This window comes from Streptococcus suis (assembly GCF_046032515.1).
GTDB classification, from domain to species: domain Bacteria; phylum Bacillota; class Bacilli; order Lactobacillales; family Streptococcaceae; genus Streptococcus; species Streptococcus suis_AL.
The window spans coordinates 176,400-188,835 of record NZ_JARQPJ010000001.1; the positions used below are offsets into that span (position 1 = coordinate 176,400).

The 12,436-nt window shown below is 44.0% G+C and carries 12 protein-coding genes; 8 read left to right on the plus strand and 4 right to left on the minus strand.

Annotated elements, in window-relative coordinates; translation table 11 throughout:
• Positions 1–42 precede the first annotated feature (42 nt).
• The 5 genes from tpx to P7J49_RS00955 all read left to right on the plus strand — a co-directional run bounded on the left by tpx (position 43) and on the right by P7J49_RS00955 (position 3,843).
• A complete protein-coding gene (gene tpx, locus P7J49_RS00935) occupies positions 43–528 on the plus strand; it encodes a thiol peroxidase (protein ID WP_408568845.1) in 486 nt (161 codons plus the stop codon).
• Positions 529–629: 101 nt separating this feature from the next.
• A complete protein-coding gene (locus tag P7J49_RS00940; RefSeq protein ID WP_044758488.1) occupies positions 630–1,073 on the plus strand; it encodes a MerR family transcriptional regulator in 444 nt (147 codons plus the stop codon).
• Positions 1,070–1,984 (plus strand): amidohydrolase family protein, encoded by a 915-nt coding sequence (locus P7J49_RS00945; RefSeq protein WP_408568847.1) that lies wholly within the window; start codon positions 1,070–1,072, stop codon positions 1,982–1,984. Before P7J49_RS00940 ends, P7J49_RS00945 begins: the two co-directional genes overlap by 4 nt.
• Positions 1,985–2,644, plus strand: coding sequence for a putative quinol monooxygenase (locus tag P7J49_RS00950; RefSeq protein ID WP_408568849.1), 660 nt, complete (start codon positions 1,985–1,987; stop codon positions 2,642–2,644). It abuts the gene before it with no gap.
• Between the two features lie 65 nt (positions 2,645–2,709).
• Positions 2,710–3,843 carry a low temperature requirement protein A gene (locus tag P7J49_RS00955; protein ID WP_408568851.1) on the plus strand — a complete coding sequence of 378 codons (1,134 nt, stop codon included), beginning with the start codon at positions 2,710–2,712 and terminating at the stop codon, positions 3,841–3,843.
• Positions 3,844–3,936: 93 nt separating this feature from the next.
• Here the strand turns inward: P7J49_RS00955 and P7J49_RS00960 are convergent, their stop codons facing one another.
• The 4 genes from P7J49_RS00960 to P7J49_RS00975 form a co-directional block, all read right to left on the minus strand.
• Entirely contained in the window at positions 3,937–4,479 is a 543-nt protein-coding gene (locus tag P7J49_RS00960; protein ID WP_408568853.1) for a hypothetical protein, read from the minus strand.
• Between the two features lie 213 nt (positions 4,480–4,692).
• A complete protein-coding gene (locus P7J49_RS00965) occupies positions 4,693–5,574 on the minus strand; it encodes a hypothetical protein (RefSeq protein WP_408568855.1) in 882 nt (293 codons plus the stop codon).
• Positions 5,575–5,586: 12 nt separating this feature from the next.
• Complete coding sequence (locus P7J49_RS00970; protein WP_408568856.1) at positions 5,587–6,447, minus strand: ABC transporter ATP-binding protein; 861 nt, start codon at positions 6,445–6,447, stop codon at positions 5,587–5,589.
• 2 nt (positions 6,448–6,449) lie between these two features.
• Positions 6,450–7,667 (minus strand): hypothetical protein, encoded by a 1,218-nt coding sequence (locus tag P7J49_RS00975; protein WP_408568858.1) that lies wholly within the window; start codon positions 7,665–7,667, stop codon positions 6,450–6,452.
• A gap of 162 nt (positions 7,668–7,829) precedes the next feature.
• Between P7J49_RS00975 and P7J49_RS00980 the strand changes: the two genes are divergently transcribed.
• The 3 genes from P7J49_RS00980 (at position 7,830) to P7J49_RS00990 (ending at position 12,335) form a co-directional block, all read left to right on the plus strand.
• Positions 7,830–8,165, plus strand: a complete 336-nt coding sequence (locus P7J49_RS00980; RefSeq protein ID WP_408568860.1) for a helicase BlpT — start codon at positions 7,830–7,832, stop codon at positions 8,163–8,165.
• A 90-nt stretch (positions 8,166–8,255) separates the two neighbouring features.
• The gene (locus P7J49_RS00985) at positions 8,256–8,957 is read left to right on the plus strand and encodes an ABC transporter ATP-binding protein (RefSeq protein WP_408568861.1); all 702 of its coding nucleotides are present in this window, start codon (positions 8,256–8,258) and stop codon (positions 8,955–8,957) included.
• 12 nt (positions 8,958–8,969) lie between these two features.
• Positions 8,970–12,335 carry an FtsX-like permease family protein gene (locus P7J49_RS00990; RefSeq protein ID WP_408568863.1) on the plus strand — a complete coding sequence of 1,122 codons (3,366 nt, stop codon included), beginning with the start codon at positions 8,970–8,972 and terminating at the stop codon, positions 12,333–12,335.
• Positions 12,336–12,436 lie beyond the last annotated feature (101 nt).

Genomic DNA, 12,436 nt, shown 5'->3' on the forward strand with positions numbered 1-12,436 from the left:
TAAACGCTTACAATAGATATATTAAGTGCAAGGGAGATGTTTATGACAACCTTTATTGGAAAACCGGTGACTTTGGTAGGTCCACGATTGCAGGTGGGAGATACCGCCCCTGATTTTGTCCTCATGGCCAATGACTTGAGCTTGAAAAGTTTGAAGGACTTTGGCAAGCAGACCAAGGTCATCAGTGTGGTGCCTTCTATTGACACAGGGATTTGCGATACCCAGACCCGTCGCTTCAATCAGGAACTGGCTGACCGTGACAATACGGTTGTCGTGACGATTTCAGCAGACCTACCTTTTGCCCAAAAACGCTGGTGTGGGGCTGCAGGTTTGGAGGATGCCATCACCCTGTCTGATTACTATGACCATGCCTTTGGTAAATCCTACGGTCTACTCATGCGAGAGTGGAATTTGCTAGCGCGTGCGGTCTTTGTCCTCAATGCCGACAATGAAATCACCTACGTAGAATACCTGGACAATGTCAACGAACATCCCGACTATGAAGCAGCTTTGGAAGCTGTCAATTAAAAGAATACAAAACGGTGTCTGAGCAGGCATCGTTTTTTTGTTTTTTATATTGACTTATAGTGAACTACAAGTGTTATAATGGCATACAGGAGGTGCAGACCATGGACAAACTCGGCTACACGATTGCGGAAGTTAGTCAAAGATACCAGATCAATAGTAATACTCTACGTTATTATGAACGAATTGGCTTACTGCCAGATGTTCCAAGAGCAAGCAATGGACATCGCTATTTTACAAAGGAAATCCTGGCTTGGCTGGAGATGATTATCTGTTTGCGTCACTCAGGTGTCAGTATTGAAACGCTGACAGAGTATGCTTCCTTGTTGAAGGAGGGAAATAGTACCGTTAAGGAACGGGAAAACTTGTTGCGGGAGCAGTTGACGACTCTCTATCAAAAGCAGGCCAACCTCCAACGCTCTATTGACCGCTTGGAGAAAAAAATAGCCTTATATGAATCAGGTGAGATTGAACAAGACCTTTCCTACTTTGAAGACTATGCGATTTTATCCGATGAAAAGGACAGTTGGAAGGAGATAGATGTATGAAAATAGATGTATTTGCCCATGTATTGTTGCCCCAGTTTTACCAAAAAATGTCGGCCCTTGATCCAACCTTGCCTCAAAAAATGCCTTTTCTACAAAATCCTGTTTTAATGGATATGGAAAAAAGGCAGGCTCTGCAAGAACGAGCTGTCAAACAGATTATTTCATTTGTCAATGTCAATCCAGAAGATTATCTTGAAGCAGAGCCAGCTTTGGCTTTGGTTCAAGAAGCCAATCAAGAACTCATGGAAACTGTTCAGGCCTATCCAAATCAATTTTTTGCTGGTGTGGCCATGCTGGCCCTGAACAATATTGAGGGAAGTCTGGAAATTTTGGAAGACTTTGTCGCTAAAAATCCTGAAATTGTTGGTGTACAGCTATTCTCAAGACACCTTGGCCTGTCCGTTGCGGACCAGAGTTTCAGACCAATTTTCGCTAAATGTGACGAATTAGATATTCCTATCTGGTTGCACCCTGTATTTGATAATCGCAAACCAGATAACAACATTGTCTTTTCATGGGAGTACGAGCAGAGTCAGGCTATGCTACAATTGGTGGAGTCTGGTATCTTCCAAGATTATCCTAATCTGAAAATCATCGTTCACCATGCAGGAGCTTTGGCGCCTTTCTTTAGTGGACGGATCCAGTACATTTTGCCAGAAAAACAGGTGGAGGACTTCCACAAGTTCTATGTGGATACCGCTATCTTAGGTAATCCAAAAGCTCTAGAATTAACCATCGACTATTTCGGACTGGACCGTGTTCTCTTTGGAACAGATGCTCCTTTGGGTATTGCACCTGCAGGGGCTACGCAAGTCATCTCAGACGCTATTGACTCCCTGCCCTTATCTCAAGAGGACAAGCAGGCCATTTACTCTGAAAATATCAGACTATTACTGAAGGAGGCAAAATAGATGAGTAAGCCAGTTATTCATTTATTTCATCTGGGAATTGATGAGAAAAATCGTGATAGTTTTTTTCAAGTTGGTGTGAAGAATTTCCAGACCTCTTATGAAGAGGAAGCAGGTACTCTTGCCATGTACGCCAGTTCTTTAAAGGGAAATTCGTTGGAGTACAAGGTTTTTGAGGTCTATGCAGATGAGGAGGCCTACCAAAAGCATCGGAATTCTCCGCACTTTAAATCCTATGTAGAGCAGGTGGGATCCAAACTCACCAAGCGGGAGGTCTATGAAGTAGAAGCCTTGTTTTTGGAGGAAAAGCTGCCGTCGGGTATCTCGTTGGTAGCAGAAGACCATTTCCTAAAATTTGCCCAGCTTCAAGTGGAAGCGGGGAGTGAAAAATCTTTTGAAAGAAGTGTCCTGCTGAATATGCAAACTTCTATAAAAGAAGAAGCGGGTGTTTTAGCCATGTATGCCGTCAAGGACAGCCAGCAATCAAATTGTTATTACTTCTACGAAGTGTATGCGAGTGCGAAAGCCTACGAAGACCACCGATTGACTCCGCATTTTCAACGCTATATTTCAGAAACACAGGATATGGTGGAAGAAAAGATCTTACAGTACTTAGAAAACAGTATGGCTATCTCGAAAGGGCAGTTGGCTTTTTCTAGCTAATTTGTATCACTTATCCTTCTATGCTATACTGATAAAATCAAGAAATTTAACAGATAGGAGATTCTATGCCATTTATCAAGCATAAGAAGGTCGAGTTGACCGAATTATTTTATGATTTAGTTTATGTCTATACTATCAGTCAGCTGACGTCGATTATCCACCATGCCCATCAGGGAGTTGTTAGTCTTCAATCCTTTTTTAACTTCTCTGTTGGACTGATTATTTTTATCAATTCTTGGATGGTGCAGACTGTCTTTACAAACCGTTTTGGAAGTAACAGCTTGAGAAATATCATTTTTATGTTTTTGCAGATGATTTGTCTTTTGGTGGCATCAAGTGCAGTTGCAGGAGATTGGCAGACTAGTTTTGTATGGATTTTTCTCCCCATGGCCATTATTTCCTTGCTGCTTCTGGTCCAGTACATTTTAGAATATTTCCAGACTTCAAATGATGCGGATCGGAGTCTGATGAAGCAGTTTTTCTATATCCTCGGTTTGCGGTCTGTCATGCTCTTTCTTTCCTTATTTTTCCCTTATGAGATAGGTATGTGGATTGCCTTGGTCGGTATTCTCACGACCTGGTTGCTACCTGGATTGCTCAGCGATCCCAACCGTGGCTTTGTTTCGGCTGACTTGAGTCCGATTAATTTTCCGCATTTGATAGAACGCTTGTCACTCTTAGTGATTATTACCTTTGGCGAGTCCTTGATTGGTATTTCAGAGCATTTCAGTCCAGAGAATTTTTCTTGGGAATCCATTGCGATTTTCATTACTCTGACAAATCTTTTCATGGTCTATATTGTAGAAGTGGACCACCTGCTTGATGTAGAACGGGAAGAAACTGGGATTCGTGCCATTTATAGCCACTATCCCATACTCTTTGGGCTCAGCTTGATAACCATTGCCCTCTCATTTTTTGGAAATGGTGACATGAATGCCCAATACACCGTCTTTTATTTTTACGGTGGTCTAGTCCTCTTTATGCTCGGACTTCTTCAGCACAATGCCTACAACAAGCAAGGCAGAATCCTATCCAAGCAGTTTCATATTACCCAGCTTCTGCTCATCAGTATCGGCTTTGGAATTAGCCTACTAGTCTTTACTCAGTCATGGAGTTGGTTGATGGTGACCAGCTTGATTGTGACTAGTTTGATGATGATTGGTTTTGTTGGTATGAACCTTGGTCATTCGACAGAATAAAAAATCCCGCTTCAATCGAAGTGGGATTTCTGCTTACTGACGCTCGATGGTCAGGCTGATTTTGACGCTTGGTTTGCCTGGCGTCCGCTTAGTTCACCAGTCTTTTATGTGGAAATAGCTGAGCAGGGCAAGTAGGATAGGGTAGGCAGTTGACCAGACACTGATGAGTGAGTGGAGTTTTGAGACTTGAAGTATCAGTGATTCCTTGGTTGCCAAAAGCATGCTCTTATCACGAATGTAGTCTTGGATGCTATCAAACAAGGCTTGCACATCACCGATTTTGGTCAGAGGAGCTTCAGCTACGATGGCTTGGATTTCCGTCCCAATCGCCTGAACATCCAGTTCTTGTAGGGCTTGGACATTTTTCCATAAGTCCAGTCCAGCCGAGAGACTAGTCACCAAACCAAAGACAAGCAAGCCGATTGAGCCCCAGAACAAGAGGCGGTAGCTCCAAATAAGAAGCTTGTTAACCTTGCCATCCATGAGTTTGAAAGCCTTGATGAGCTTGCCAGTTAGGAAATAGAAGAGAATGATTTCTACTAGGCAGATGAGGACCATGACAAGTAGGAGCAGGATTGCCCGACGCAACCAGCCCTGAACCAGCTGGTCTTGAATCAGATTACTGATGTTTTCCATGTCCAGTTGGAAGAGGCCTTGGATTATTTTGTTAAAAAATGGTACTTGGAAGAAGAAAATCAACTAAGACAGAGTCAGATAGATGGAACTCCAAACAAATGGAGATAGGGATAATTTTTTCACTTTTTCATGCCTTTCTTATGCCAACGTTTGCACACCAAGGCATTGTAACATATGTTCAGTTTGAAGTCTAGTGACTGGCTTGCTTTCGGCCTATTTTCGTTTATACTTTTCTAGGAGTTTAGCAGTTGCTAATCGGATAAAGACCAGATAGAAACCTGTCACACCAGCCATTTCCAACAGGAGTTTCTGCAACTGCTTCCCTACTGTTATGGTAGACTGAAGATTTGTGCCAATCAGAATGGGATAATGTTCTTGGAAGGTAAATTGGAACTGATGGGCCAATAGAAGTAGCATGAACAGGATGAGGGCATAGATAGCAACTTGTAGGAGAAGAGCAAGTTGGGTCAGGCTAGTGGCATATTGACCAGGGGATAGTCCGTTGATAAAGAGGAGACCACGATGTTTAGAAAGGTCAGACATCAGAAGCCAGGCTAAGAGACAGCAGATGACGAGAGGAATCATATAGTTACTAGCTGGAAGAACTTGTAACAAGGTCAGATAAACATCCTTGGGAGCAGTAGGGTAGTGAAAGGAAAGAGTTTGCTCTAGAACTTTTTTATAGACTGTGATACGTTCTGCCAGTTCGCTGTTTGTAAAATGATTGATATTGTGCCCGTTTGCCTCCCAGTTTTGCATGGTCTGGTAGAGTTCTAACTCCGTTTCCAAGACCTCCTGACTTTTTCCTTGGATATGTTCCTTTTCTAAGTAGGTGGTCGTCAGTTCCAAGAGTTTTTTATAATAATCCATGCTTTCCTGGTCTAAGGCTTGAGCTTCCTTATCGTCAGCATACAAGACAATTTCAGCTTCTTTTTTGACTTGTATGATACGGGTTCGATCCTCAAAGCGCAGGTTTTCGGCTTCTAGGACATTCCGATAGGACAGAGCAAGTGGGATAAGAGCCACAGCGGTCATGAGGGCTAGAAAAAGAGCATTGCGTTTCAGTCGTAGAATGAAAAGAGTTAGGGTGTTCATAGTTAGACCTCCCTATTCAAATAGTTCTTTATAGATTTCTTCGGACTGGTGCTCCTGAATGCTAATATCCAAAATTTCCACCTGACAAGACATGACTTGGTCAAGGTAGAAATGCAGACTGTGAACACTGGTGTCCACCTGAATGCTATCATTGGCCAAAGTCAGTCCCTTCACTTGCCCAAGTTTCTGATACACTGTCTGATTGTCACTAGTCTGAATGGCATATTGTCGCCCAACCTGTTCCAGTTTCCACTCAATGATTTTTCCCTGTTTAAGAAAGAGCAGTTGGTCGGTTAGTTGGTCTACTTCGTTTAATTGGTGGGAAGACACGATAATGGTTGAACCATTTTTGGCTAGTTTCTGGAGCAATTTTCGGGTTTGAATGTAGCTGGTCGGGTCCAAGCCGTTCAAGGGTTCATCCAAGAGCATGACCTGGGGCTTGTTCATAATACCGATAGCCAGCAGGAGATGTTGTTTCATTCCCAGGGAATAATTTTTGACAGGGATCTTCACATAATCACGGATGCCGATTTCTTGGATGACTTCCTCAATCCGCTCTTTTGGTAAACCTTGGATAGTTTGGACCAATCGCAAGTGTTCCAGCCCCGTCAATTCAGGGTAGAGGACACGGTTGTCCTGCAGGTAGGCAAAGGTTTGGTAGACAGTTGGATTATCGTGCTTCTTGCCGTTTATAGAAATCTCTCCCGAATCAAAGGATTGCAGATTGGCAATGCAGTCTAGAAGGGTTGTCTTTCCAGAACCGTTTGGTCCAATCAAGGCCCAGATTCCAGGTTCCACCAGTTCTAGGTTTAGCTGGTCTAGTATGTTCTTTTTCCCGTAGGATTTGCACAAATTGTGAATGGATAGTCGCATGGTTAGACCTCACTTTTTCTTGTCAGGAGATAGAATTGCAGGCAATAGATGAGCAGGTTACTGATGAGAAGAACCGTAAAGACTTTTGGAATGCTATATCCTGTTAATTGATGGTAGATGATAGCACTTCCGTCCGCCAGATTGCCTGCATTCCATAGGCTAAATGGATTGAAGATATGGGGAAAGAAGTTGGCAGAGATGACAAGTCCTAGTGTGACAACCAGTCCAGCCAGTCCATTTTTTAAGACTCTAGCCAAGGTCTGTGCCACTCCCAGCAAAAATAGAAGGTAGAGATAGTGCATGCCACAGGCCAGCAAGATGACTTGGTAAATAGGTTTGATAGCTGTTTGGATCAGGCTGAAATCAATTCCCTTACTGATATAGGTGGTGACGGGATAGATCCAGCTACTATTTCCATTTAGTAAAAAAGCGATGAGCAAATGGCTCAGATAGAGGGTTAGAAAGAGGGCAGTATAGAGTGTTAGGAAGGCTAGGTATTTATTGGTTGTAATTCGGATTCTAGTCAGCCCTAGGGTCTGTAAAAGGCGAATCTGCCGGCTAGTTCCCTGCTGGTCTTTGATGAAAAAGTTGGTGAAAGTTAAGAGAAAGAGAGGAAGGGTGATGACCAGACCCAGCTGTTTTTGCCCTTGCCAGATTTCATGACTGGTTCCCTTTAAGGCCTGCTGGCCCCGGCTCTTGACAATTTCTCTGTCTGTTGGTGTTTTGGGATTCTCAAAGGCTGTCAGGTAAAGCTCAGTTGGAAAGGCAGAGGGTATCTCCTTTTCTAACAGATATTTGGAAATCAAGAAGGTATTTTCGATGGTTTGAGGGGTAAATTCATAGTTTCGGTAGGAATGGCTGATGTATCGGCCATCCTGCTGATAGTGCTGGATATTTTTCTCATAAAAATAGGTCCAGTCCTCCTTCTTGACCGCCTCAATCTCCTTTTGGTAGTTGGCGATATAGTCTGTAAAGAAGTCCTTTTCAGCCTGGTAATCCTCTTGGCTGAGGGCTTGATTCTGATACTGTGTTTCTAAATCTTGAATGATATTTTCAAATTTTTGAATGTATTGTTCATAGTTCTGGATGACCCCTAATTTAGCTTGCCGATTGTGGTAGCCTGCTAGAAAGGAACTAGCTAGGATTGCAATCAGCATGACCAAGATAGCGACCAAGTTTTTCTTGCTACGGAAAAATAGCTTTCCTTCAATTTGAAACATAGATACCTCCAGGGGAGAAATGGCGACGGATAGATGTATAAATGTGTTGTTTTCTATAATTATAATATCAACACAAATATAAATCAAGGAATTCTACAAAGGACTTGAATATTTTTGTCTAATTTGATATACTAAATTTATCAAAAACAAGGAGGGTCTTTTATGGAAAAGACACAGATTATTCAAGACGTTTTGGCCCTCATTCAAAACTTGAATCAGGCCTTTCAAGCAGACAAAGTAGGAACAGCTGATGAGCAACGGTTCCAACATAATTTGACTGAGACGATACGCCTATTGTCGGAGGCCAAGTCGGTCACCAATTCAGAATTGATTGCGATTGAGAAGTTTTATCGTTCGACCAGTTTTTTGGTTGGACTGGGCGATCTGCGGTTGAGTGAGACCAGCAGGCAGGCTTGGAAGGCCTTTGATCGCTACTACTACCAAACGATCAGAGAAGAATTGAAACTCTATGGTGGCTCTGCTATTGCCCAAGTATAATAGATGATAGAAGAGGGTGAGAATCCCTCTTTTGTGCTATAATAAAGTATAAGAATTTAGTCGATAGAAAGAGAAGAAGAGAGGTGTGCTATGTCCTACATCCAAGTAAAGAATTCGTCAAAATACTATCAAATGGGGGATGCGACAATTGTGGCCAATGAGCATGTGTCCTTTGAAATTGAGCAGGGTGAGCTAGTCATCATTCTCGGCTCGTCTGGTGCGGGTAAGTCCACACTTCTCAATATATTAGGTGGCATGGACAGCAATGATGAGGGAGAGGTTTGGATTGACGGTGTGGATATTGCCAAGCTGTCCAGTCATGAATTGACCAACTACCGCCGAGATGACGTTGGCTTTGTCTTCCAGTTTTATAATTTAGTCGCCAACCTGACCGCAAAGGAAAATGTGGAGTTGGCAGCAGAAATCGTCAAGGATGCCTTGGATGCTGAGGAGGTCTTGGAACAGGTCGGACTCGGTCACCGTATCAATAATTTCCCCGCTCAGCTTTCAGGCGGCGAACAACAACGTGTGGCCATTGCCCGTGCCGTTGCTAAAAAACCTAAAATTCTTCTCTGTGATGAACCGACAGGGGCTTTGGACTACCAAACTGGTAAGCAGGTCTTGCAAATCCTGCAGGATATGTCCCGCAAGCAAGGTGCTACGGTGATTATCGTGACCCACAATAGTTCACTGGCTCCCATTGCTGACCGAGTGATTTGGATGCGGGATGCCCGTGTGTATTCTTTAGAGCTGAATGCAAATCCGCAGGACATCGCTAGTTTGGAATATTAGTGGGGGGAGCCTATGAAAAAGAAAATCTACTGGAAGGATATGAGGCAATCCCTCCTTTCTTCTAAGGGGCGTTTTCTGTCCCTATTTAGCCTAATGATGCTGGGAGCCCTAGCTTTGACAGGTCTGAAAGTAACAGCTCCCAATATGGAACAAACAGCCCAAGCCTATATTACTGACCAGAAAACCATGGATTTGGCAGTCATCTCTGGTCTGGGTATCAGTCAGGCTGACATGGATGAATTGGCATCCATTAAAGGTGCGACAGTAGAGGTTGGCTATTTTAAGGATGTGGTTGCTAAGAAAAATCAGACTGCGGTTCGGCTTTTTTCAGCTCCAAAGTCTATTTCCACCTATAAATTGTTAGAAGGGAAATTACCCAGTCAAAAGGGGGAAATTGCCCTGTCTCCTTCCTTACAAGCAAGCTATAAATTGGGGGATACATTTCAAGTAACCGAGCCTGATAAGGATGGCACCATCCTGACCCAAACGACCTTTACCGTTGTCGGTTTCGTAGCTTCGGCGGAAATTTGGGATAATGAAACCATGGGCCTGGCCGCAAGTGGAGATGGTCAATTGACAGGCTATGGAGTTGTTGCAGAGGATGTTTTTCAATCGGAAGTTTTTACCATAGCTAGAATTATCTATGATGATTTGGCAAATTTGCCTTACTACAGTCAGGCCTATCAGGAGAAACTGGACCAACACCAAGAAGACCTAGAAAAGTTATTGGCAGATAATGATGAACAGCGGTTGGAAGCCATCCAAGCAGAAGGGCAGACGGAAATTTTCCAAGGAGAAAAAGAAATTGCCCAAGCTCAATCTCAGCTGAATCAAGCGGCAGAAGACTTGGCAACTGGTCAGGAGCAAGTCGCAAGCGGTCGCAGTGAATTTGCGCGTGGACGGGCCAAGCTTGTTCAGTCGGAAATGGAATTGCGAGCAACTCTTGCCCAATTATTACAAACCAAGTTTCAGCTAGAAGAAAGCAAGAAAGAGCTGGACAGCCAGAAGGCTAAATTAGACCAAACTAAATCTTTTTTGGATGGAAGCCACGAGGGTCTACTTGAAACTGCTCAGCGCTTGGAAAATGCCAAGCAGGAACTGGATGCACAGAATGTTCAACTCAGTCAGACAGCTTCACAAATTTCAACTGGTCGTGCCGACTGGTACCAAAACCAACAAGGTTTAAATCAGCTGATTGCCAATCAAGTTCAAGCTGGACAGACTCTATCTGACCATCCTGACTTATTAGCTAGACAGGAAGCCTTGGATGCAGAAAAAGCTCGCTTAGATCAACTGGAAGCTGACTATGACCAAGCCAACCAAGCCTATATCACTCACTATGACTACTACCAATCCAAGGTTGCAGAATATGAAACAAGTCTAGCGGATTATCAGACCTGGGATCAGGAATACCAATCAGCTTTGGCCCGCTACCAATCAGGTCTGGGTCAGTATGAGCAAGGGCTTGCGGCCTATCATAAGGGTGTTTCAGATTATGAATGGGGCGTCAGTCAGTTGGCATCTTCTGACTTGAAACTGCGTCAAGAAGAATTGCGATTGGAAGAAGCAGACAAGGAATTAGCTCAGGCTCAAAGTCAATTGACAGAAAAACAGGCGGAAGCCAACCAAGAAATCAGCCAAGCCCAAACAGATATTGCCCAGGCCAAGTCCGACTTGAGCAAATTAGAAAAATCTCCTTATCAGATTTACAGTCGGACCAGCCTTCCTGGTGGAGATGGCTACACCACCTATAGCAATGCGACCAAGTCCATTGCGGCAGTAGGCAATGTCTTTCCAGTAGTTCTCTATCTGGTCGCAGCTCTAGTTACCTTTACCACTATGGCCCGATTTGTCGATGAAGAGAGAACCCAGTCAGGACTCTTCAAGGCACTTGGCTATACAAATGGTCAGATTATGGCCAAGTTTATCCTTTATGGACTAGCAGCCGGTCTCCTTGGCACTCTTGTCGGCATACTGATGGGGAATTTTGTCCTATCGCCTATTATTTCAAGCATTATCACCCAGACGACAGTGATCGGGTCTGCCAAGCTCCACTTTTATCCACTTTGGACAGGTCTGGCCCTCTTGCTTTCTCTGATTTCATCCGTCCTCCCTGCCTATCTGGTAGCTCGCAGAGAATTGACAGAGAAGCCAGCCCAGCTCCTGCTTCCAAAACCTCCCGCTGCTGGCTCCAGCATTTGGCTAGAAAAATGGCCAGCCATCTGGTCCCGCTTGAGCTTTACCCACAAGGTGACTGCCCGCAATATCTTCCGCTACAAGCTCCGCATGCTCATGACCATCTTTGGTGTGGCAGGGACAGTCGCCCTCCTCTTTGGCGGTCTGGGCATTCGTTCCTCTATCTCAGGGGTTGTCCAACGGCAGTTTGGGGAGCTGATCCATTATGATATGTTGGTAGTGGAAAATAGCAGAGCAGAGGAGCAGGACTTAGACAAATTAACAGACTTTCTCCAGTCAAATCAAGTTGGTCAATCCTTGCCAGTGGCTTTTGAGCAACTCCGTCAAACAGTGGAGACAAATGGCCAAAGAAAGAATGTATCGATCAACCTCTTTATTTCAGACCGTCAGGATTTAGGAAATCTGGTCAGTCTTGAAACGTCATCTGGTCAGAACATTCAGCTGAGTGGCAGGGGTATTGTCCTCACGGAAAAACTCGCAGCTATCTACGGTGTGACAGTTGGAGACAAGCTATCGCTGACCTTGGAGGATAAGGAAGTGCCGGTCAGGGTCGCTGCTGTGGCGGATATGTATGCAGGACACTTTATCTATATGACCAGAGGTTATTATGAGCAAGTGACGGGCAAGCAAAAGACTGCTAATGCCTATCTAATAGAGCTGAAAGATGATCAGACCAGCCATGTTCAAACGATTTCTAGCCAGCTGATAGCCATGCCAGCGGTCAGAAGTCTGGTGCAAAATACCTCCCTCATGTCCATGCTCACAACTATTGCAGGCTCACTACAGACCATTATGACTATCTTGGTGGTCTTGTCTATTCTGCTTGGTCTGGTTATCCTCTACAACCTGACCATTATCAATATGTCTGAGCGGATTCGAGAACTTTCGACCATAAAAGTTCTGGGCTTTCATAATAAGGAAGTGACCCTCTATATTTATCGGGAAACTATTGTTCTTTCCTTGATTGGTATGGGGGTTGGGCTGATTGGTGGAATCTACCTTCACAAGATTCTTCTTGTCATGATTGGTTCGGATAGCATTCGTTTCAATCCAGCAGTCGGTCTGGAAGTTTATGCCATTCCAATTCTAGCCATTATCGGTATTCTAGCCGCCCTTGGTATCTATGTAAATCATCACCTGAGAAAGGTGGATATGCTGGAGGCCTTGAAGTCGGTTGATTAAAACAGTCTGGGAATAGACTGTTTTAACCTGAGCCTTGAAATGGGAGAGCGAGGCACAGTCTGGGAATAGACTGTTTTAACCCGAGCCATGAAATGGGAGAG